Origin of the sequence: Butyricicoccus pullicaecorum (assembly GCF_002160355.1) — a bacterium.
In the GTDB taxonomy this organism is placed as follows: domain Bacteria; phylum Bacillota; class Clostridia; order Oscillospirales; family Butyricicoccaceae; genus Butyricicoccus; species Butyricicoccus pullicaecorum.
This window is the reverse complement of sequence record NZ_NFKK01000004.1, coordinates 193,752-212,812: the sequence shown is the minus strand read 5'-3', so window position 1 is coordinate 212,812 and position 19,061 is coordinate 193,752. Positions and strand designations below refer to the sequence as shown.

The following is a 19,061-nucleotide window of genomic DNA, read 5'->3' as shown; positions in this document are numbered from 1 at the left end:
TCCTGATTCCCGGGAAATATCTATTATCTCTATCATGGATGATTTTTGCAGAAATTGCAAGACAGATCGGTTAAAATTGTGAGAAAACCCGTAAAATACCATATAGCAAAAAAGACGCCTTGCGGCGCCTTTTTCCACAGTCAGGATATAACAAATGATTGACTGAACAGTGCTTGTCCACCGTCCAACGGGATGACCAGCCGGTAGATTCCCGCGCGAAGCGCCGGGTATTCATTCAAAGAAAATGTTCCCTGTGTGCTTCCCCCGTTCGGGCACTCTCGTCCCATGGCAGTATATGAACGTTCCGAAGCGCGACGGCTCAGGCGCGTCAGTACTTCCACCCAAGTTCCGTCCTTCTGATATTCCAGAGCCATTTGCTCACCAAACAGCAAATCTGCGCCACTCTCGTTGTACATGCCCCAGTCCAGCTGCGTCTGGTCAGGTTGTATCTGCCAAGTTACGCCGCTCACCGGCACAGCCGACCCATACTCACTCGGCGCAGTGCGAAACGACCGCGTCCAGATAAAGAACCCAGCAATCAAGACCGCACATGCTGCAACTGCCACAATCGACACCGTTCGACGCACTGTAAACACCTCTCTGATTTTTTCTTTATCATATAATGTACGAAATATCCTGTCAATCGTTTTCTGAAATGACTCTTTGAAACACAAAAAAGCCGCACAGCATGTACTGTGCGACTTTGTATACCTTGAAAAAGTTTACTTTACTGACTCAAGTCCACGAAACCCGAAATGTAGCGTTGCCACCCATTCCCTCTGTGACCTCTGCGGTGATATAAAACTCATCAAATGCATCCCGGTCAATGGATACCGCCGCTGCGTCGCCAAGCGGTAGGGTCTCTACTTTGACGATCTCGTCAGATTGCTCCCCACTCTGGTAAATTCTAATTTTTACCTTTTCCGGCCCGCCTGTTCCTTGAAAAACAACTGCAACTTTTGTTGCATCATTGATAAGTGCTCTGCAAATTTCCTTTTCCGTACCATTGTTGCCCAAGGAGACTCGATAATCCTCTTCCCGACACGTCATTTGCTTCTTCTGCTCCGCGACAAGATCTTTTTGCCGCATATAAATCCCTGCTTGTGCTGTACCTGCACACAGCAGTACCCCACAGAGTATCGCACTGATTTTGCGTATCGTATGCTTTGTCATAAAAATCACTCCTTAAACAATCCTGCCGATGCAAAAACACCACTTGATGGATGCCACGCGGCTTTGTATCATGTGCGGTCAATCCTGTTGAGCGATCTTATATTCGATATCAATATCGCCGCCGTTTGGAGTCGGAGAGGCCTTGAAGGTGTAGTCTTTCGTGAAATATCCGACATCTGCCGAAATATGTCCCTCAGTCCCCGGCTTTATTGTACGACTTCCTTTTCCGTTGATTGTAATCGCGACTGATGTTGTACCGTTGTTGCGAATCCAAAAATTTACGATTTTCCCATTGCTATCGGTCAGGACTGCTGTTTTCTCAAACGCAGCACCTGCTGCACTACCCTTTACCGAATCTTGCAGCATCTGAGCCTCTTGCGGACGCTTGATCGACCACATTCCCCAAGCAAGAACACACAACATACCTGCTATCACAAGACAAAGAACTTTCTTCAGCTGTCTCACCTCTGATCCCATTAAAACCGCTATACCATGGCTGCGATCCGGTTTCTTTATCTATATTATACGTTTCCCCCTCTGCAAATACAATTAAGCCCAGCTTGAGATTTGCTTAAGAATTATTTAAGATTTTGATTTCTGGCAACACAAAAAAGCCGCACAGCTTATGCTGTGCGGCTTTGTATAATCGCTTAAATCGCTTGGACTTACCAGGAAGCCTTGCGAACACCCGGGATCTGGCCCTTGTAAGCCAGCTCACGGAAGCAGATACGGCAGATACCGAAATCACGCAGGTAAGCGTGCGGACGGCCGCAGATCTTGCAGCGGTTGTACTGACGAGTCGAGAACTTCGGAGTCTTCTGCTGCTTGAGTACCATTGCCTTCTTAGCCATTGAATTCTCCTCCTTCTTACTTCGCGAACGGAGCGCCCATCAGGGTCAGCAGCTCGCGAGCTTCTTCGTCAGTGTTGGCAGTGGTGCAGATGATGATATCCATACCACGAACCTTGTCGATCTGATCGTAGGAGATTTCCGGGAAAATCAGCTGCTCCTTCAGGCCGAATGCGTAGTTGCCGCGGCCGTCGAAAGAGTTAGCGGAGATACCGCGGAAGTCACGTACACGGGGCAGAGCCACGTTGAACAGACGATCCAGGAACTCCCACATGCGGTCGGAGCGCAGGGTAACCTTTGCGCCTACCGGCATGCCCTCACGGAGCTTGAAGTTTGCAACCGACTTCTTAGCAGTGGTAACAACTGCCTTCTGGCCGGTGATGGTGGTCAGGTCGCGGACAACTGCCTCGAGAACCTTAGCGTTGCCGTTTGCTTCCTTGCCGCAGCCGCAGTTAACGATGATCTTGTCGATCTTCGGGATCTGCATGGTGCTCTTGTACTCGAACTTCTTCATCAGAGCAGGTGCAACCTCTGCGACGTACTTATCTTTCAGTCTGGGCATAAGTTAAACCTCCTCCTTAAATGGTCTCGCCGCACTTCTTGCAAACGGCAACCTTCTGGCCGTTCTCAAGAATCTTGGCAGCGGGGCGGGTGGGCTTGCCGCACTTCGGGCAAACCTTCATCAGCTTGCAAGCGCGCAGTGCGCCCTCGCGCTTTACGATGCCGCCGGTCTCACCCTGGCGGCGGGGCTTCTGGTGGCAGGTGATCATGTTGACACCCTCTACGACTACCATGCCCTTCTTCGGGTTAACGGACAGAACCTTGCCCTGCTTGCCCTTCTCCTTGCCGGAGAGGACAACTGCGGTGTCGCCCGTCTTGAGATGCAGAGTATTCATGTTTCGGGGACCTCCTTACAGTACTTCGGGAGCCAGAGACAGGATCTTCATGTAGTCCTTGTCGCGCAGCTCGCGTGCAACGGGCCCAAAGATACGGGTACCTCTGGGGTTCTTATCTTCCTTGATGATGACAGCCGCGTTCTCGTCGAAGCGGATGTAGCTGCCGTCCGCGCGGCGCAGGCCCTTTACAGAGCGGACGATAACAGCCTTGACAACGTCGCCCTTCTTGACGCCGCCGCCCGGGGTTGCCTTGCGGACGGAGCAGACGATAACGTCGCCGATGTTGCCGTACTTACGGGTGGAGCCGCCGAGAACACGAATGCACTTCAGCTCCTTTGCGCCGCTGTTGTCAGCCGCGCGCAGAAAAGTTTCCTGCTGAATCATGTGTGCGCTCCTCCTTACTTAGCCTTCTCGATCACTTCGACCAGTCTCCAGCGCTTGTCCTTGGACAGCGGGCGGGTCTCCATAACCTTAACCTTATCGCCGATCTTGCACTCGTTGTTCTCATCGTGTGCCTTCAGCTTGTAGGTTCTCTTCATAACCTTCTTATACAGAGGATGCTGAACGCTGTCCTCGATAGCAACGACAATGGTCTTGTCCATCTTGTCGGATACGACCTTGCCGACTCTGGTCTTGCGTAACGCTCTCTCGCTCAACTTCGCTTACCTCCCTTACTTGCCCGCAAGCTGAAGCTCGCGGAGAACGGTGTTGACACGCGCGATATCGCGCTTAACCTCGGAAATCTTGTTGGTGTTGTCAAGCTGGTTGGTAGCATGCTGAAGTCTCAGGTTAAAGAGGTCCTTCTTCAGCTCCGCGATCTTGGTCTCGAGCTCAGCGGCGCTCATCTCTCTAATCTCTTTTGCCTTCATCATTCTTCACCACCAATCTTAGTCTCACGGGCTACAAACTTGGTCTTGACCGGCAGCTTGTGGCTAGCCAGACGCAGTGCCTCACGAGCAACTTCCTCGGAAACACCAGCGATCTCGAAGAGAACGCGGCCCGGCTTAACAACAGCTACCCAGTACTCCGGAGAGCCCTTACCGGAACCCATTCGGGTCTCAGCAGGCTTCTCGGTAACCGGCTTGTCGGGGAAAATCTTGATCCAGACCTTACCACCACGCTTGGTGTAACGGGTCATAGCGATACGGGCTGCCTCGATCTGGTTCGAGGTGATCCATGCGGGCTCAGTAGCCGCAATGCCGAAATCACCGTATGCAACGAAGTTGCCGCGGGAAGCCTTGCCCTTCAGGCGGCCTCTGTGTACGCGACGATATTTAACTCTCTTGGGGAGCAGCATTAGCGGTTGCCTCCTTCCTGACGCGGTGCGCGACGACGGTCACCGTTGCGACGGTCGCCATTGCGGCGGTCGCGGCGGTCGCGGCGCTCGAAAGCGGGCTTCGGAGCCTCGATCGAACGGCCCAGACGGGGACCGCCGGTCAGGACTTCGCCCTTGTAAATCCAAACCTTGACACCGATCTTACCATAGGTGGTGTTTGCCTCAGCAAAACCGTAGTCGATGTCTGCACGCAGAGTCTGCAGCGGGATAGTACCCTCATGGTAGTGCTCGGTACGTGCGATTTCTGCACCGCCCAGACGGCCGGAGCAGCAGGTCTTGATGCCCTTCGCACCCATGCGCATTGCGCGGCCCATGGACTGCTTCATTGCGCGGCGGAAGGAGATACGCTTCTCCAGCTGAGAAGCGATGTTCTCTGCAACCAGCTGAGCGTTGGTGTCGGGGTTCTTCAGCTCGATGATGGAGATCTTGACCGGCTTTGCGATCATCTTGCTCATCTCAGCCTGCAGCTTCTCGATCAGCTCGCCGCCCTTGCCGATAACCAGGCCCGGACGTGCAACCTGAAGGATGATCTTAACGTCCTTCTGGGTACGCTCGATCTCGATTGCTGCAACGCCTGCGTCGTACAGCTTCTTCTTCAGAACCTTACGGATGTTGTAGTCTTCCACGAGGAGATCGCCGAACTGTGCGTCCTTTGCGAACCAACGGGAATCCCAATTCTTGATTACGCCTACACGGAGACCGTGCGGATTAACTTTCTGGCCCATTGTTTAACCTCCCCTTATTCTTTCTCTGCGAGAACCAGAGTGACATGAGAGGTTCTCTTCAGGATGCGGAATGCACGGCCCTGTGCACGCGGCATAACGCGCTTCATGATCGGGCCGGGTGCTACATGGACTTCCTTGACATACAGCTTGTCGGTGTCCATGCCGTGGTTGTTCTCTGCGTTGGCAACAGCGCTCTTGAGCAGCTTTGCCATAACCTCAGAGGCAGCCTTCGGGGTGTTCATAATGATAGCCATTGCGGTGCCAGCGTCCTTACCGCGGATGAGGTCACAGATGAGCTTCATCTTGCGGGGGGTCATGCGGACATTTCTAACAATTGCTCTTGCTTCCATTTGTTCTTACCTCCCCTTACTTACCGTTGTTGGAGGTCTTGCTGCCCGCGTGGCCCTTGTAGGTACGGGTCGGCGCGAACTCGCCCAGCTTATGACCTACCATGTCTTCGGTCACATATACCGGAACGTGCTTGCGGCCGTCATGCACTGCGATGGTGTGGCCAACGAATTCCGGGAAAATGGTGGAGGCACGAGACCAGGTCTTAACGACCTTCTTTTCGCCTGCCTCGTTCATTGCAACGACTCTTTTGTAAAGCTCAGGAGCCACAAAAGGGCCCTTCTTAATGCTTCTGCCCATGTTTTAAGTCTCCTTTCCTTACTTGCCGTTACGACGCTTGACAATCTGCTTGTCGGTGCGGTGATTCTTCTTGCGGGTCTTGTAACCCATAGCCGGCTTGCCCCACGGGGTAACCGGAGAGGGACGGCCGATCGGGCTCTTACCCTCACCACCACCATGCGGGTGATCGCAGGGGTTCATAACAGAACCGCGGACGGTCGGGCGGATACCCATGTGACGGGTACGGCCAGCCTTACCCAGCTGTACGTTGGAGTGATCCTGGTTGCCGACCTGGCCGATGGTAGCCTTGCAGTCGAGGCGAACGTAACGAACTTCGCCGGAGGGCAGGCGAACCTGTGCCTTGCCGTTCTCCTTTGCCATCAGCTGTGCAGCAACGCCTGCGGAGCGAACCAGCTGCGCACCCTTGCCAGGATACAGCTCGATGTTGTGGATGATGGTACCAACCGGGATGTTAGCGATCGGCAGGCAGTTGCCGGGCTTGATGTCCGCGGTTGCGGAAGATACGACCTTGTCGCCGATCTTCAGACCCTCGGGAGCGAGGATATATGCCTTAACGCCATCCTCGTACTGGATGAGCGCGATGTTAGCAGAACGGTTCGGATCGTACTCCAGAGTCATGACGGTAGCGGGCATCTCCATCTTCTGACGCTTGAAGTCGATGATACGGTACTTCTGCTTGTTGCCGCCGCCATGATGACGGACGGTGATGCGGCCGTAGCTGTTGCGGCCGGCGGTCTTCTTGAGCTTTACGAGAAGGCTCTTCTCGGGCTTCACCTTAGACAGACCCTTGAAAGACAGAACGGTCATGTTTCTGCGGGACGGGGTCGTCGGGTTGAAAGTCTTGATCGCCATTTGATTTCAACTCCTTAAATCATATGCTTTCTTATCGGGGTGCTTTCCCCATAACCGGACTCCGGGAGTCCTTTTGCGGTGGAGGACACTGTTTTTTGCGCCCTCCGCGCCGCGTCCGAACGGTTTCCCTCTCTTATATAAGAGCGGGACGCGCCGGAACTTACATCATGTTCTCGAAGATCTCGATCTTCTTGGAATCGTCGGTCAGGGTGACGATTGCCTTCTTCTTAGCAGCGGTCTTGCCGGTGTAAACGCCCATGCGCTTCCACTTGCCGGGCAGCTTAATGGTGTTGACCTTAGCAACCTTTACGCCGAAGATCTCTTCGACAGCCTTCTTGATCTCGATCTTGCCTGCGCCGGGAGCAACCTCGAACACGTACTTGTTCTCAGCCAGACCGGACATAGAACGCTCGGTGATAACAGGCTTTCTGATTACGTCATGTGCGAATTTCATTATGCGTATACCTCCTCGAGCTTCTGTACCGCATCCTTGTCCATGATGAACATGTCAGCGTTGAGGATGTCGTAAACATTGAGGGTGGACGCGATGGTGGTGCGAACGCCCGGGATGTTAGCAGCGGACTTTACGATGTTCTTGCGAACCTCGGGGGTAACAACCAGAGCCTTGCCGGTGGACTCAACAGACTTGAGGAAACCAGCGAAAGTCTTGGTCTTGATCTCGCCCATATCCAGACCGTCAACGACGATCATCTCGCCTGCCTGAGCCTTAGCGGACAGTGCGGACAGCATTGCCAGACGCTTCAGCTTCTTGTTCAGGCTGTAGCGGTAAGAACGGGGCTTGGGGCCCAGAGCGATACCGCCGTGCGTCCACTGGGGTGCACGGATCGAGCCCTGACGAGCGCGGCCGGTGCCCTTCTGGCGCCACGGCTTGATGCCGCCGCCACGAACCTCGGAGCGGGTGAGCGTGGACTGAGTACCCTGACGGCAGTTAGCCAGGTAGTTCTTGACTGCTGCGTGCATAGCGGGTACGTTGGGCTCGATGCCGAATACTGCGGCGTTGAGCTCCATCTCGCCGGTCTGCTGACCGGCCATATTGTAAACCTTAACGGTAGGCATGACTTATTTCCTCCTCCCCTTACTTTCTGGCCGAAGCCTTCTGCGGGTTCTTGCTGACTGCAGCAGCCGGACCCTTAGCAACGCGGTTGTTCTTGACAGTATTCTTCAGGAATACGATACCGCCCTTGGGGCCGGGGATTGCGCCACGAACAGCGATCAGGTTCATCTCTGCATCAACCTTGACAACGTCCAGGTTCTGGATGGTAACCTGCTCAGCGCCCAGGTGACCAGGCATCATCTTGCCCTTCATGATCTTGGACGGGTCAGAGCAAGCGCCCATGGAACCCTGATGGCGATGCATCGGGCCAGCACCGTGGCTCATCGGGGAGCGGCCTGCGTTCCAGCGCTTGATAACGCCAGCGTAGCCCTTACCCTTGGAGATACCGGTTACGTCTACGTAATCGCCCTCTGCGAACATATCAGCCTTGATGGTGTCGCCAACCTGGAACATGGAACAGTCGTCGAAACGGAACTCCTTCAGGTACTTCTTGACAGCCTCGCCAGCCTTCTTCAGGTGGCCCATCTGCGGCTTGTTGAGCTTCTTTTCCTTAACGTCCTGGAAGCCCATCTGTACAGCGTTGTAGCCTTCCTTTTCCTCGGTCTTGAGCTGAGTTACGACGCAGGGACCTGCCTCGATGACGGTAACCGGGATTACCTTGCCCTCAGCGTCGAAGATCTGGGTCATACCAATCTTCTTGCCGATGATTGCTTTCTTCATACGTTTTTCCTCCTTAAAGGTTATTGGTTGACGGGCGGAACCGCCAACTTGACCCCGCCGCTCCAGATGGCGGCTAGGTGAACAACCCGCGGATTGGGTTAAAGTCCGCGGAGTGTGTGCGAAAGTGAGATAATTTTAAATCGTTTCAGACTAGGCGCACGCGAGGCCGCGTATTTGGGATACGCAACGCAGCGTGCAACGACGTATCAAACGATTTAGAGCTTGATCTCGATCTCTACGCCTGCCGGCAGATCCAGGGTCATCAGAGACTCAACGGTCTTCTGAGCCGGGTTCAGGATGTCGATCAGACGCTTGTGAGTGCGGCGCTCAAACTGCTCGCGGGAATCCTTGTACTTGTGTACTGCGCGCAGGATGGTGACGATCTCCTTCTCGGTCGGCAGCGGGATCGGGCCGGAAACCTTAGCGCCGGTGCGCTTAGCGGTCTCTACGATCTTCTCTGCGGACTGGTCGATCAGCTCGTGGTCGTATGCCTTCAGGCGAATACGGATCTTTTCAGCGTTTGCCATTTTGGATTTTCCTCCTCGTATTTTGCAGTCGTACATGCAATGCAATGTACCGACTCGTTACGGAGAGAAACTGCAACCCCACCCGGTGTATCACCTCGGGGCATGAAAATAACCGGAATTGCACGCAAAGGTGCCGGGGTCCGGTTTAACAAAAGCGCAAGTGGTTCGTGCCATCGGCTGACCGGCGCACGCGCCGATAGTCCCGAATTTACGCAGGAACATTGTGCTTACTTGATAAGCAGTTGTCTCAACCGCCCGATTGTCGGACCTACTCCGCCGAAGTTACCTGGTTTCTACCAGCAATCTCCGGCATCATCGCTCTTGCCTGTTCTCACAGGTGCGTTAATAGTCTACCGCATCGGACGCGCAATGTCAAGAGGTTTTTCAAATTTTTTTGAACTTTTTCGCGGCGCTTGTCTACCCTGTAATCAAATTTGGCCTTGATTACAAACTGTACATCGGATTCGCCGCGCCCTCACCCGGGCGCGCAGATCGGCACCGAAAAAGCCGGTCGTACTGCCGCACTGAGCGCCCGAACCGTAGAAAACCGATACTCGGCTCGCAGTCGTCCCTTAAAGTACACGGCAAATCCGCAGTCCTAGCATAAACAGAAGCGCCGCATAGCACGCTCCCGCTGTGCGGAGTTCGTACTTTCCCACCCTATCGGCGGTACACAGTAAAGCTAACGAGGAAGGAAGACGGGTTCCCAAAGGGTGAGGAACCATGGGTTCCCCATCCTTTGGCCTTCGTTCCCCTCAGAAGGGGATTAACACTGGTCTTCCGGGTGAGACGGAAGCAGAAAAGTCAAAACTGCGGCGCCAGCCGCAAAAAGAAAACCGTCCCCAATGGGGACGGTTTTCATGAGCGCGCTTAGCGCGCAAAAGAGTCTTGCGACCTGCGGGTCGCGCTGAAAATCATTTTTTAGTTGATTTTCCCTTGCGGGGGACGGGAAAATCAAAAGGGGATTTCGGACTCTGTGGAGTCCGACTCAGGGCGCTGCCCTGAGAACCCGCAGCCTTTCGAGAAAGGCTGGCGAAAGCTTCAATTAGGGGTGCGGTGGTTGGGTCACTCCCACCCCTTACAGACATCCACCCACGCTTTCGCGTCGCAAGCGTCATAAAGCTCATTACAATTGAGCTTCACGCCCGAGTGATCGTTTCCCGCAGCGGGATAGACATAATCAAACCGCTTGAGCGACACATCACAATACACCGCGACGCCGGGATTGATACCGAACGCGCACACACCGCCGGGTGCATGACCGATTCGGGGTTCCACCTCGTCCATCTTGAGCATGTGCGGCTTGACACCCAGTGCATCACGGAATTTGCGGTTGTCGATCTTGGCATCACCCGCTGCGACAATCAAGATGGTCTTTTCGTTATCGGGTGCATAGAACGACATGGTTTTCGCGATGTGAGCCGGTTCACAGCCCAGCGCACGCGCTGCGTCCTCCACCGTAAACGTACCGGCTTCGGGTTCAATCACGCGGTCTAAGTATCCTTTATTCTTCAGATGCGCCTTTGCGCGTTCAATCGACATAGTAATCTGCCTCCCTTTGGTGACGTACTCCTTATATAATAGGATGTTTACGGGGTCGCGTCAAGGATGACCAGTTCCGGTCGGTTGCACACCCGCGGCAGCCAGTTCCGGCACAGTCCCCGGCTGACGAGCAAGGTGGTGTCCTCCAGTTCGTGCAGGCCGGTGGTATATTTTGGGAAAAGTCCCTGACCGGGTGCGATCAGTCCGTTAGACAGGACGAGCGGCAATCTGACCTGTCCGCCGTGTGCGTGACCGGATACTACGAGGTCAAACCCTGCGTCTGTGTACCAGTCGATGAGTTCGGGTCGGTGGGATAATAAAACAGTAAAGGCGTCAGTTTCCTGCGCCATGCGGCTGACCGCGAAAAACTGGTTTTGGAAGTCCGCAATGCCGCACGCCGGGTCATCCGTCCCGCAGATGAGCACGGTCTGATCGTTCAGCGTGACCGTCTCGCCCGTGCCGTCCAGCACGGTGACACCCAGATTTCTCGTCCAGTCCTTGACTTCCTCCGGGTCGGGTGTGCGGAACTCGTGATTTCCGAGGACATAATAGGTCGGGTATTTCTGTGCGATGGTCTCCAAAAAGGCTTTGGCTGCGTCGCGCGGTTCCTTGTCGTCCACGATATCGCCCGACAGCAGCACAGCGTCCGGGTGTTCCCGCTCGATTGCGCCGACGAGTTCGGACTGATTTTCCCCGTACCAGGTGCTGTGCAGGTCGGTGACCACGGCGAAGCGCACGGGTTTTTTGAGGTGCGGTGAAGCGAGGGTGTAATGCGTCGTTTGCAGACCCTGCCACAGGGCTGCCGTGCTCAGGGCAACCACGGCGCAGACCGCCGCGATCTTCCAATAACGTCCTTTCATGTCGGTGTGACCCTCCGTGTCGGTTCCATATAATAGATGTCTGTAAAAAGCAAAACAGGGCGACCTCAAAAGAGGCCGTCCTGCGATATGTTATTGCTGTACGAGCAGCAGGACGAGTTTGGCGTCCCGCTGGGTGGTGATGCCGGACGACTGGTTGAGTGCGGTGGTGTATCCATTCTTCTCCAGTTCCTGCAAGACCTTTTCGATCTTGGACTCGTTGTTTTCCACGCAGTAATACGCGGTGTTGTCCTCCGCGATGATGAGCGACATGTCCTCAATGACCGGTACGCTGTCTGGGCTCTTATCGGTGCGCGATACCGTGTAGCAGCGCGCGAACGACATGCTGCTTACTTCCTGCGGAATGGAATTACCGTCTGCGGCTGCCGAGCGATTGCCCGACGCGGCAGAAAACGGCATGATGGACGCAGTCGCGACGCCTGCGCTGTCACTCGACTCGGACGATGCACTGCTCGAGTCGGTACCGCTGTCCTGTGCGTCCGCATTGTCGCTCGACGACTTGGGTGCGACCTTGGCGCTGCGCGGTGCGGCAGCTGTGTCATCCTCGGTCGACTGCGTGCTCTCGTTCGTGTTCTCGTCGGTGTTGTTGGACTCGGTCGTCTGCTCCTCGGTCTCGGGCTGCGTGTCCTGCGCCGCGTCGGCCGTCGGGTCATTGGCCTGAATCGTGCTGCGCGGCAAGTCCTCGGCAGTCGAGACACCCGGGTCGGTCTGTGTGGATGCGTCCGCAGTCGCGGCCTGAAGCGGTGTCGTACCGACGTGACCGAACAGTCCGGTCAGGCTGCCGGTCGCCGCAAGCATGACGCACGCAGCTGCCGCTGCCAGCATGGTAAAGACCGGCGGACGGCGGCGATGTTTTTGCGGGGTTTGTATGATGGTTTTCTGGACTTCGGCCTCGATCTCGCCCATGATCTTCTCATGCAGCGCGGGCGGCATCGGGGTTTCCAGTTCCTTCCAAAGCTCGCGCATCACGCGCAGCTCTTCCAGATACGCCCGGCAGGCCGGGCACTCGGCCAGATGTGCGTCCAATTCTTTTTGTTCCTGCTCGGTCAGCGCATGGTCAACCGCAGCCGAACAAAGTTCTTCGTATCGTGCACAATTATTTTCATTCATGGTCTGCCCGCCTCCCTTCTGCTTGTTTAGACGAAGCAGAGAGCGAAATGTTCCCTCGTTCGAGCAAGATTTTGCGCAAGCTTGCACGCGCACGCGCCAGACGCGACTTGACTGTGCCCTCTTCCAGTCCGAGCGTGCGGGCAATGTCGGTGTAGGTCATGCCTGCCACGTCGCGCAGCAGCACGACGCGCCGGTGCTCCTCGGACAGCTGCGCAAGCGCAAACTGCAATTCCTCGCGCAGCTCGCTGTTCTCGGCGGCAGCTTCGGGCTGCGCCATGCGCGAAGAGTCTGCAAGGTCGGCTGCCGGACTTTCCTCGTCGTCGATCGAGGTCGGCATACCCTCGGCTGCCTTCTTTCGTGCGAAATCTACGCACAGGTTGGACGTTACGCGGTACAGCCAGGTGGACAGGCTGCTGTCACCGCGGAAGGAATCCAGGTTCTTCCAGGCACGCAGGAAGACTTCCTGCGTGATATCCGCTGCATCCTGCTCCGAGCCGGTCGAGCGCAGCGCCAGCGAATAGATGCGGTTCTCGTAGGCGGTCATGAGTGACTCAAAAGCGGCGATCTCACCCTTCTTTGCCCGGGCAAGCAGCACTTTCTCTCCAGTCATCGAACGCCTCCTTTCTCTTTCTCTCTCTTTCTCATCAGTCGGTGATCTGCGCCTTCATTTCCTCGGCCAGCGCGTGCAGTTCGGACAGTTTTTCCAGCGCCGAGATACGTTTTTTGAAGTCGCGCACATGGGACACGCCCTTTAAGTACCAGTTGACGTGCTTTCTGGCCTCGAGCAGCGCGATGTGCTCGCCCTTGTCCTCTACCGCAAGCTCGATTTGACGAACGGCAGTGTCGATGCGCGCGGCGAAGGGCGGCAGCGGCGGCAATTCGCCGGTCTGCAAGAGCGCGTTTGCGCGCTCGAAAATCCACGGGTCACCCAGACTGCCGCGGCCAATCATGACGAAGTCCGCGCCCGTGTGCGCCAGAATGCGCGGCACGTCCTCCGGGGTAAATACGTCGCCGTTTGCCGTGACCGGAATAGATACGACCTGCTTGACCGCGCGGATGATATCCCAGTTGGCCTGTCCGCTGTACTGCTGGCTGCGGGTGCGTCCGTGCACGGCGATCATGTCCGCGCCGGCCTGCTCGCACATGCGTGCAAACTCCACGCAGTTGATGCTGTTCGCGTCCCAGCCCATGCGGAACTTAACAGTGACCGGTACGGGCACGGCCTTCTTGACCGCCTCGACAATGCGTGCGGCAAGGTCGGGAGACTTCATAAGCGCCGAGCCGTCGCCATTGTTTACGATCTTGGGCGCAGGGCAGCCCATGTTAATATCAATGATCTCACAGCCCGAGATCTCGAGTGCGCGCTGTGCGCTGCGCGCCATACATTCGGGATCAGAGCCGAAAATCTGGGCGGAAGCCGGATGTTCTCCGGGCGCGAGACGGAGCAGCTTTGGGGTCTTTTTGTCCCCGAACTCCATCGCCTTTGCACTGACCATCTCGGTAACGGTCAATCCTGCGCCGTGTTCCCGGCAGATCTGGCGAAATGCCAGGTCGGTCACGCCCGCCATCGGGGCTAAGATCAAGCGATTCGGTAGATTTACGTTGCCGATACAGAACACAGTTCGGCCTCCTTGTCATTTTTTGATTCCGTCTTATTGTAGCACACAAGACCGCATAATGCAAACTTTTTCCGGGTTACAATTCAAAAACAGCGGAATTTTCGACGTTTTTTGGCAATTTTGTGGGGTTTTGTTGCGAGAATCAGAACGCAAACGGAACAGCCGATTCCCGCCCGGCCCGTAGGTCACTATCCTTTTTCCCGCGCCGTGCGCGGATAAAACGAGCGCTAGGCGAAAATCGGGGTCCAGGGGACGAGTTCCCTGGCGCGCTCCAGCCGCGCAGGCTGGCCGCCGTCCGCAGACGGCGGAATCCCCTCTTGAAACCCGGTGTCCGGCCCGGGTTTCAACAAATCCCGACAAAAAAAGAAAACCGTTCCTCTCGGAACGGTTTTCATGAGCGGCTTTCAGCCGCGGGAGTATTGCGCGACCTGCGGGTCGCGCCTTTCATTTTTGTTTTGGTTGATTCCGGCTTTGGCCGGAATCAAAAGGGGATTCCGGACTCTGCGGAGTCCGGCCAGCCTGCGCGGCTGGATCGCGCCGGGTCGCAGACCCGGACCCGCTTGTCGCCTGCGGGCGGGAACCCGTGCGATGGTTAGCCGAGCCAGCCGACGATCACATGTCCACCCAGATACCCGCAGACGATAAACACGGTATTCCAACACGTGATACCCGCTGCCGTCCAGCCCGTATACTCGCCGACCGGTACCTTCAGCAGTCCCGCGGGAATCGACACAATCGTGCGCAGCACGGGGATCAATCGACAGATGAAAAGCGCGCGGCCGCCGTGCTTCTCGATCCGTGCATGACATTGCGTAACAAAGTGCTGAAATTTTTTGTTCCCGCCGAACAGCTTATGCAGCAGCGGCGCACCGCCAAACCGGCAGACACCGTACAGCGTCAGACTCGCCATCGTTCCCGCGAAAATCGACAGGATGAGTGCGAAAATCAGGTTCAGCTGGCTCTGCCCCGCCAGCACCCCGATGCCCGGCATGATGATGCCCGCCGGAAAGCCCGGCAGATTCAGGTATTCACAATAACAGATGACCAGAATAAACAGATAGCCATACTTGGCGAAAAACTCCAGAAAGGTCTCGAAGGTCACGTCTACACCATGCTTTCTCTTTTGATTACCTCCTACTATAGCAAAGCCCCGCCCTGCTTACAAGGCTATGCCGCGGAAGTTCAAAAAGAATTCACGATGTCTTAAAAAACCAGACATGATACCGCCCACGCGGCGCCCATCAGTCCACTTCCAAACAGTGCCGACAGTACCATCTGCGGTGCAGTGTAGCGTCTGAGCGGCAGCGGTCTTGCCGGGTGTTTGGCGTGGTAGCGCGCCGCCAGGGCGCATGCTTCCCTCAGCGCGTCACCGCTCGCCGTCCGTCCCTCCCGTACGATGAAGAACGCCTGCTCGAAAAACCGACTGTCGTCCGGCCGTACCACCACGACCCGTTTGGATACGCCTTTTACCATGGCTCTTTTTCCTCCTTGCTTTTCACTTCCTTTCCATTGTGCCCCAGTTCTTCCGGGTTTATACCGCCGGTTTCCGGCGCTCCAGCCGCACCACAAGGGCGGTCAGATCGTCCGATGCGCCGCGCTTCTCGGCTGCCGCCACCAGTCTGGCGGCCAGCTCCTTGGGGCTGTCCCCTGCGCGCTCCTCCACGATCTTTTTCACCCATCCGTCATCCGTACCGTCGGACACCCCGTCCGACAGCAGGATAAACAGATCGCCGTGCAGCATCCGTAAGGGTATGGGTGTCGCCTCCTCGGGCGACTCCATCAGTCCGATGGGTAAACTCTCTCCTGCAAGGGTGGTGATCCCTCCTCCCGTCTTCAGATAGCTGGGCGCTGCGCCGCACTTGAGACAGCTCGCCTTGCCCGAATACAGATCGACCGTCAGCGCGTCCAGCGTCACCCCGCGCATGCCCTCGACCCGCATCCGAAACGCCGGCGCGACTGTGCGCAGCGCGTCGTCCACCGTAATGCCTGCCTTTAAAAATCGCTCCATCATGGACAGCAAAAGTCCGCTGTCCCCGGCCGCCTCACGCCCTGTGCCCATCCCGTCAGCCAGCAGCATACACGCCCGTCCGTCCTCGGTCACGAATGTATGTACGGTGTCTCCTGATACCTGCTCTCCCTCCTTCTGTTTTTGACTGATGCCTGCAATGACCCGGTAAGGTGCCTGTTCGCGCAGCACCACCCGGCTGCCAAGGTCATCGGTCAGCGCTTCGGGTTCGCTCAGCCCGCAGCCGAGCAAAGCTGACAGTCCGACCGCAAACCCCTTCCGGTCTTGCAGAATGCGCTCGGCGCCCTCGCCTGCAAGCTCGACCCTGAGCCGTCCGGACACGTCCCGGAACACGGCCACCTTATCGATCTTGCCGAACGCCTGGGCATACGAGCGCACCTGCCGCTCGCGGGCAGGCAGAGATGCCTGATCGGCAGACAAACTGCCGCCCACCTGCCGCAAAATCTCGGTCAGACCGGCGTACTGCTGGGCGATAAGCGCACGATTGTCCAGCGCACGCCGGCGATAGGCGCGGCGCTCGTGCAGGGCGGCAAGGCCGCGGTTGATGGCCTGCACCAGTTCGGGCAGGTGGACACACCGACCCTGAAAACCCTGCGGAAAGTCGCTGGCCTCGGCGCGTCCTCGTTTGAGCATGGGTGCAGCCAGCGTGCTGAATGCGTTCATGGTCTGGACAGACTCCTTCTGCCAGCACGCACCGCACGCCTCGCAATGCGCGCAGACCGCGTCGGTCGCACGGTCAAAGACCGCCCGTACTTCGTCGCTGCTCTCGGCTCTGCCGTGCTCAAGACCGCTTTGCAGCGCCTCGTACAGCTCGCCAAAGGCCGCAGACGCTTCATTTGCGTACCGTCCCGCAGTCCGCCGGATGCGTCCGATGCTCTCGGCCGTGTCCCGCCGCACCGGGTTTAGGCAGTCCTTTGCGTACTGCCACACGCCGCCCGGCACGGCGGCGTAAATGAGCACGGCAAACACGCCCTCATAGAGTGCGAACACGAAAACCGGGTTTTCTGCGCCGACCAGGGCTGCACCCACGCCTGCGATCAGTGCCGCGACCGCAAAGCCCACCCGCCCTGCGCCCTGGAACGCGCCCGAAATGAGCGCTGACAATCCGTATGTACAGGTAAAGAACGCGCCCTGCCCGGTGTAGGCATCCAGTAGCGCGCCCGCCGCCACGCCAGCTACCGTACCGGTCGCGCTGCCGCCCAAATAGGCCGCCGCAAGCACCAGCGCATACAGCAGGATGCGAGCCGGGGAAATCGTCCCCAATATGGTCAGGTCAGAAAGGCTGACCAGCGCTGACGCGGACAGTGCCAGAAATCCGGCTGGCCGCATCATCCGCATGGGACGGGCTGGCCCGAGCGCGAAGCCGTAACAGGCGGTCAGGGCGCCGGTCGCCAGCGTCACGCACACAAACCGCGCGATTGGCGCAAGCGTGAACTCTGGGATCAGTACGAACCCGGTCGCTGCCATGCACGCCATCGCACACACCGGCATGAACCATACCTTCTGGCGGGTCTCTCGGTCGAACACATGCGCACACACCACAGCAAGCACACCGCCTGCCGCGGCTGTCAGTCCGTACAGTCCGCCGCACAGCAGAAAGCTGCCCAGCAAAAGCCCCAGCACTGCACCGTAGCCGCCGCCGGCCCCCGCTGCCGCCGCGGTGACTGCCAGTCCAAACGGTGCATAGCCGCCGAACATCGTACCGCGCGACAGCACGAACGCCAGCACAAACTGCCGCAGGCCTCCGACGATCACCCGCGCATGGTCGTCGTTCTGCACCCGCTGCGCCAGATTGCCCGCCCGTGCCGCAAGCGTGAACCCTCTCCTTGTAAACACATGCTTGTCCATAAACACGTCCCTCCTTTTGCTTGTGGGAACAGTATACGCCAAACCCTGTGCGCAGCCCGTCGGAAAATACAGCCGGAAATACCCCCGCCCTGGGCTTTTTTTCGGGCGGGAATGCGGAAGCAATGAGACTTTTGACGGTTCGGGTGTGTTTGCTCCCGTCCGCCGTCGAGTTCTGCGACCGATTATAGGGATAAAATCCAATGTTTTTCCTCCTTGCTTTTTGGCCGTCCAGCCGATATCATAGACATATAAGGGAAACGTCCCCAAAGGAGGAATTTTATTTATGGCTCGGAGGAAGCAACAGCCCTTCTGGCAGCGCGTCGCGCTGATCGTGCTCGCTGCATTCGTTATGGCCTTCACCATCAAGAGCTTCGCCCGTCCGGGTGGTATCTTCTCGGGTGGATTCAACGGTATTTCACTGCTGATCATCGCCTGTCTCGAAAAATTTGCAGGCATCTCCCCACCCTTCGCACTCGTCAACTACACCTTAAACCTCATCCCCCTGTACATCAGCTTCCGTTATCTCGGCAAAAAGCTGACCATCCTGTCGGTTCTGAGCGTCGTTCTGACCGGTTTCCTGACCGACGCCCTGCCTGCCTTCCCCCTCACACAAGACCCGCTGCTGGTTGCCGTCTTTGGCGGTATCTTCAACGGTCTGGCCGTCTCGCTGTGCCTGCTGGCCAACGCCTCGGGCGGCGGTACCGATATCATCGGCCTGTTTATGGGTGAGATCAAGGGCCGCGACTGCTGGAACGCCATTTTCCTGATGAACGTCGTCGTCCTCGGCATCGCAGGCATGCTGTTCGGCTGGGACAAGGCGCTCTACTCCATCATCTTCCAGTTCGTCTCGACACAGGTCATCCACACCCTGCACAAGCGCTACCAGCGCCATACCCTGTGGATTATCACCGAGCACCCGGAAGAGATTTATCAGATGATCGCGGAGGTCACCAACCACGACGCAACCCTGTTCAAGGGCGTGGGCTGCTATAAGCGACAGGAACGTCAGATGCTGTACTCGATCGTGTCCAGTGATGAGCTGAAATTGGTGTGCTCGCGCATCAGCGCCATCGACCCCAAGGCCTTCGTCAATATCCAGCGCACCGAAATGCTCAACGGTCGATTCTATCAGAAACCGACCGATTAACCACCGCACCCAAATTGAAGCTTTCGCTCAAGCCTTTCTCGAAAGGCTTGCGGGTTCTCAGGGCAGAGCCCTGAGCCGGACTCCGCAGAGT

Annotated in this window: 27 protein-coding genes; 1 reads left to right on the top strand and 26 read right to left on the bottom strand. The window is 57.0% G+C overall.

Annotation, left to right across the window (positions count from 1 at the left end; all coding sequences use genetic code 11):
• Positions 1–140: 140 nt before the first annotated feature.
• From B5F17_RS05570 to B5F17_RS05445, 26 genes are all read right to left on the bottom strand, one after another.
• Positions 141–587 carry an immunoglobulin-like domain-containing protein gene (locus tag B5F17_RS05570; protein WP_087371685.1) on the bottom strand — a complete coding sequence of 149 codons (447 nt, stop codon included), beginning with the start codon at positions 585–587 and terminating at the stop codon, positions 141–143.
• Between the two features lie 148 nt (positions 588–735).
• Positions 736–1,173, bottom strand: a complete 438-nt coding sequence (locus B5F17_RS05565; protein WP_087371682.1) for a hypothetical protein — start codon at positions 1,171–1,173, stop codon at positions 736–738.
• A 78-nt stretch (positions 1,174–1,251) separates the two neighbouring features.
• Entirely contained in the window at positions 1,252–1,608 is a 357-nt protein-coding gene (locus B5F17_RS05560) for a hypothetical protein (protein ID WP_162608091.1), read from the bottom strand.
• Positions 1,609–1,838: 230 nt separating this feature from the next.
• Complete coding sequence (locus B5F17_RS05555; RefSeq protein ID WP_016148784.1) at positions 1,839–2,024, bottom strand: type Z 30S ribosomal protein S14; 186 nt, start codon at positions 2,022–2,024, stop codon at positions 1,839–1,841.
• Positions 2,025–2,040: 16 nt separating this feature from the next.
• A complete protein-coding gene (gene rplE, locus B5F17_RS05550) occupies positions 2,041–2,583 on the bottom strand; it encodes a 50S ribosomal protein L5 (RefSeq protein WP_016148785.1) in 543 nt (180 codons plus the stop codon).
• A gap of 16 nt (positions 2,584–2,599) precedes the next feature.
• Entirely contained in the window at positions 2,600–2,917 is a 318-nt protein-coding gene (rplX, locus tag B5F17_RS05545; RefSeq protein ID WP_016148786.1) for a 50S ribosomal protein L24, read from the bottom strand.
• Between the two features lie 15 nt (positions 2,918–2,932).
• The gene (rplN, locus tag B5F17_RS05540; RefSeq protein ID WP_016148787.1) at positions 2,933–3,301 is read right to left on the bottom strand and encodes a 50S ribosomal protein L14; all 369 of its coding nucleotides are present in this window, start codon (positions 3,299–3,301) and stop codon (positions 2,933–2,935) included.
• 14 nt (positions 3,302–3,315) lie between these two features.
• A complete protein-coding gene (rpsQ, locus tag B5F17_RS05535) occupies positions 3,316–3,573 on the bottom strand; it encodes a 30S ribosomal protein S17 (protein ID WP_016148788.1) in 258 nt (85 codons plus the stop codon).
• A 15-nt stretch (positions 3,574–3,588) separates the two neighbouring features.
• On the bottom strand, positions 3,589–3,786 hold the full coding sequence (rpmC, locus tag B5F17_RS05530) for a 50S ribosomal protein L29 (protein ID WP_040333023.1): 198 nt from the start codon (positions 3,784–3,786) through the stop codon (positions 3,589–3,591).
• Positions 3,786–4,214, bottom strand: coding sequence for a 50S ribosomal protein L16 (rplP, locus tag B5F17_RS05525; protein WP_016148790.1), 429 nt, complete (start codon positions 4,212–4,214; stop codon positions 3,786–3,788). Before rplP ends, rpmC begins: the two co-directional genes overlap by 1 nt.
• Positions 4,214–4,978, bottom strand: coding sequence for a 30S ribosomal protein S3 (gene rpsC, locus B5F17_RS05520; protein WP_016148791.1), 765 nt, complete (start codon positions 4,976–4,978; stop codon positions 4,214–4,216). Before rpsC ends, rplP begins: the two co-directional genes overlap by 1 nt.
• Positions 4,979–4,992: 14 nt before the next feature.
• Entirely contained in the window at positions 4,993–5,328 is a 336-nt protein-coding gene (gene rplV / locus B5F17_RS05515) for a 50S ribosomal protein L22 (RefSeq protein WP_016148792.1), read from the bottom strand.
• Between the two features lie 16 nt (positions 5,329–5,344).
• Positions 5,345–5,626 carry a 30S ribosomal protein S19 gene (rpsS, locus tag B5F17_RS05510; protein ID WP_016148793.1) on the bottom strand — a complete coding sequence of 94 codons (282 nt, stop codon included), beginning with the start codon at positions 5,624–5,626 and terminating at the stop codon, positions 5,345–5,347.
• 18 nt (positions 5,627–5,644) lie between these two features.
• A complete protein-coding gene (rplB, locus tag B5F17_RS05505; protein WP_016148794.1) occupies positions 5,645–6,478 on the bottom strand; it encodes a 50S ribosomal protein L2 in 834 nt (277 codons plus the stop codon).
• Positions 6,479–6,638: 160 nt separating this feature from the next.
• Positions 6,639–6,932, bottom strand: a complete 294-nt coding sequence (gene rplW, locus B5F17_RS05500) for a 50S ribosomal protein L23 (protein WP_087371676.1) — start codon at positions 6,930–6,932, stop codon at positions 6,639–6,641.
• Complete coding sequence (gene rplD, locus B5F17_RS05495; RefSeq protein WP_016148796.1) at positions 6,932–7,555, bottom strand: 50S ribosomal protein L4; 624 nt, start codon at positions 7,553–7,555, stop codon at positions 6,932–6,934. The genes rplW and rplD overlap by 1 nt, the downstream gene beginning before the upstream one ends.
• A gap of 19 nt (positions 7,556–7,574) precedes the next feature.
• Positions 7,575–8,273, bottom strand: coding sequence for a 50S ribosomal protein L3 (gene rplC, locus B5F17_RS05490; protein WP_016148797.1), 699 nt, complete (start codon positions 8,271–8,273; stop codon positions 7,575–7,577).
• 215 nt (positions 8,274–8,488) lie between these two features.
• Complete coding sequence (gene rpsJ / locus B5F17_RS05485) at positions 8,489–8,800, bottom strand: 30S ribosomal protein S10 (RefSeq protein ID WP_016148798.1); 312 nt, start codon at positions 8,798–8,800, stop codon at positions 8,489–8,491.
• Positions 8,801–9,865: 1,065 nt separating this feature from the next.
• Positions 9,866–10,342 (bottom strand): YbaK/EbsC family protein, encoded by a 477-nt coding sequence (locus tag B5F17_RS05480; protein ID WP_016148799.1) that lies wholly within the window; start codon positions 10,340–10,342, stop codon positions 9,866–9,868.
• 47 nt (positions 10,343–10,389) lie between these two features.
• Positions 10,390–11,202 (bottom strand): metallophosphoesterase, encoded by an 813-nt coding sequence (locus tag B5F17_RS05475; protein WP_087371673.1) that lies wholly within the window; start codon positions 11,200–11,202, stop codon positions 10,390–10,392.
• A 90-nt stretch (positions 11,203–11,292) separates the two neighbouring features.
• Positions 11,293–12,330: an anti-sigma factor family protein gene (locus B5F17_RS05470; RefSeq protein WP_087371670.1), complete on the bottom strand. Its 1,038-nt coding sequence runs from the start codon at positions 12,328–12,330 to the stop codon at positions 11,293–11,295.
• A complete protein-coding gene (locus B5F17_RS05465; RefSeq protein WP_087371667.1) occupies positions 12,323–12,940 on the bottom strand; it encodes an RNA polymerase sigma factor in 618 nt (205 codons plus the stop codon). The genes B5F17_RS05470 and B5F17_RS05465 overlap by 8 nt, the downstream gene beginning before the upstream one ends.
• 34 nt (positions 12,941–12,974) lie before the next feature.
• Entirely contained in the window at positions 12,975–13,949 is a 975-nt protein-coding gene (gene dusB / locus B5F17_RS05460) for a tRNA dihydrouridine synthase DusB (protein ID WP_087371664.1), read from the bottom strand.
• A 592-nt stretch (positions 13,950–14,541) separates the two neighbouring features.
• Positions 14,542–15,051, bottom strand: coding sequence for a DedA family protein (locus B5F17_RS05455; protein WP_087371661.1), 510 nt, complete (start codon positions 15,049–15,051; stop codon positions 14,542–14,544).
• 101 nt (positions 15,052–15,152) lie between these two features.
• Positions 15,153–15,422, bottom strand: a complete 270-nt coding sequence (locus tag B5F17_RS05450; protein WP_016148805.1) for a hypothetical protein — start codon at positions 15,420–15,422, stop codon at positions 15,153–15,155.
• 58 nt (positions 15,423–15,480) lie between these two features.
• On the bottom strand, positions 15,481–17,823 hold the full coding sequence (locus tag B5F17_RS05445) for a SpoIIE family protein phosphatase (protein ID WP_162608090.1): 2,343 nt from the start codon (positions 17,821–17,823) through the stop codon (positions 15,481–15,483).
• 283 nt (positions 17,824–18,106) lie between these two features.
• On the opposite strand from B5F17_RS05445, the gene B5F17_RS05440 reads away from it, so the two are divergent.
• Complete coding sequence (locus tag B5F17_RS05440; protein WP_016148807.1) at positions 18,107–18,970, top strand: YitT family protein; 864 nt, start codon at positions 18,107–18,109, stop codon at positions 18,968–18,970.
• Positions 18,971–19,061 lie beyond the last annotated feature (91 nt).

Coding starts and splice junctions, on each gene's coding strand:
- rplW (WP_087371676.1), bottom strand. CDS start 6,932: ATGAAATTCGCACATGACGTAATCAGAAAGCCTGTTATCACCGAGCGT.
- B5F17_RS05450 (WP_016148805.1), bottom strand. CDS start 15,422: ATGGTAAAAGGCGTATCCAAACGGGTCGTGGTGGTACGGCCGGACGAC.
- B5F17_RS05470 (WP_087371670.1), bottom strand. CDS start 12,330: ATGAATGAAAATAATTGTGCACGATACGAAGAACTTTGTTCGGCTGCG.
- B5F17_RS05480 (WP_016148799.1), bottom strand. CDS start 10,342: ATGTCGATTGAACGCGCAAAGGCGCATCTGAAGAATAAAGGATACTTA.
- rpsJ (WP_016148798.1), bottom strand. CDS start 8,800: ATGGCAAACGCTGAAAAGATCCGTATTCGCCTGAAGGCATACGACCAC.
- B5F17_RS05565 (WP_087371682.1), bottom strand. CDS start 1,173: ATGACAAAGCATACGATACGCAAAATCAGTGCGATACTCTGTGGGGTA.
- rplN (WP_016148787.1), bottom strand. CDS start 3,301: ATGATTCAGCAGGAAACTTTTCTGCGCGCGGCTGACAACAGCGGCGCA.
- rplP (WP_016148790.1), bottom strand. CDS start 4,214: ATGCTGCTCCCCAAGAGAGTTAAATATCGTCGCGTACACAGAGGCCGC.
- rplV (WP_016148792.1), bottom strand. CDS start 5,328: ATGGAAGCAAGAGCAATTGTTAGAAATGTCCGCATGACCCCCCGCAAG.
- rplC (WP_016148797.1), bottom strand. CDS start 8,273: ATGAAGAAAGCAATCATCGGCAAGAAGATTGGTATGACCCAGATCTTC.
- B5F17_RS05445 (WP_162608090.1), bottom strand. CDS start 17,823: ATGGACAAGCATGTGTTTACAAGGAGAGGGTTCACGCTTGCGGCACGG.
- rplE (WP_016148785.1), bottom strand. CDS start 2,583: ATGCCCAGACTGAAAGATAAGTACGTCGCAGAGGTTGCACCTGCTCTG.
- rplD (WP_016148796.1), bottom strand. CDS start 7,555: ATGCCTACCGTTAAGGTTTACAATATGGCCGGTCAGCAGACCGGCGAG.
- B5F17_RS05555 (WP_016148784.1), bottom strand. CDS start 2,024: ATGGCTAAGAAGGCAATGGTACTCAAGCAGCAGAAGACTCCGAAGTTC.
- B5F17_RS05465 (WP_087371667.1), bottom strand. CDS start 12,940: ATGACTGGAGAGAAAGTGCTGCTTGCCCGGGCAAAGAAGGGTGAGATC.
- rpsC (WP_016148791.1), bottom strand. CDS start 4,978: ATGGGCCAGAAAGTTAATCCGCACGGTCTCCGTGTAGGCGTAATCAAG.
- rplX (WP_016148786.1), bottom strand. CDS start 2,917: ATGAATACTCTGCATCTCAAGACGGGCGACACCGCAGTTGTCCTCTCC.
- rpsS (WP_016148793.1), bottom strand. CDS start 5,626: ATGGGCAGAAGCATTAAGAAGGGCCCTTTTGTGGCTCCTGAGCTTTAC.
- B5F17_RS05475 (WP_087371673.1), bottom strand. CDS start 11,202: ATGAAAGGACGTTATTGGAAGATCGCGGCGGTCTGCGCCGTGGTTGCC.
- rplB (WP_016148794.1), bottom strand. CDS start 6,478: ATGGCGATCAAGACTTTCAACCCGACGACCCCGTCCCGCAGAAACATG.
- rpmC (WP_040333023.1), bottom strand. CDS start 3,786: ATGAAGGCAAAAGAGATTAGAGAGATGAGCGCCGCTGAGCTCGAGACC.
- B5F17_RS05440 (WP_016148807.1), top strand. CDS start 18,107: ATGGCTCGGAGGAAGCAACAGCCCTTCTGGCAGCGCGTCGCGCTGATC.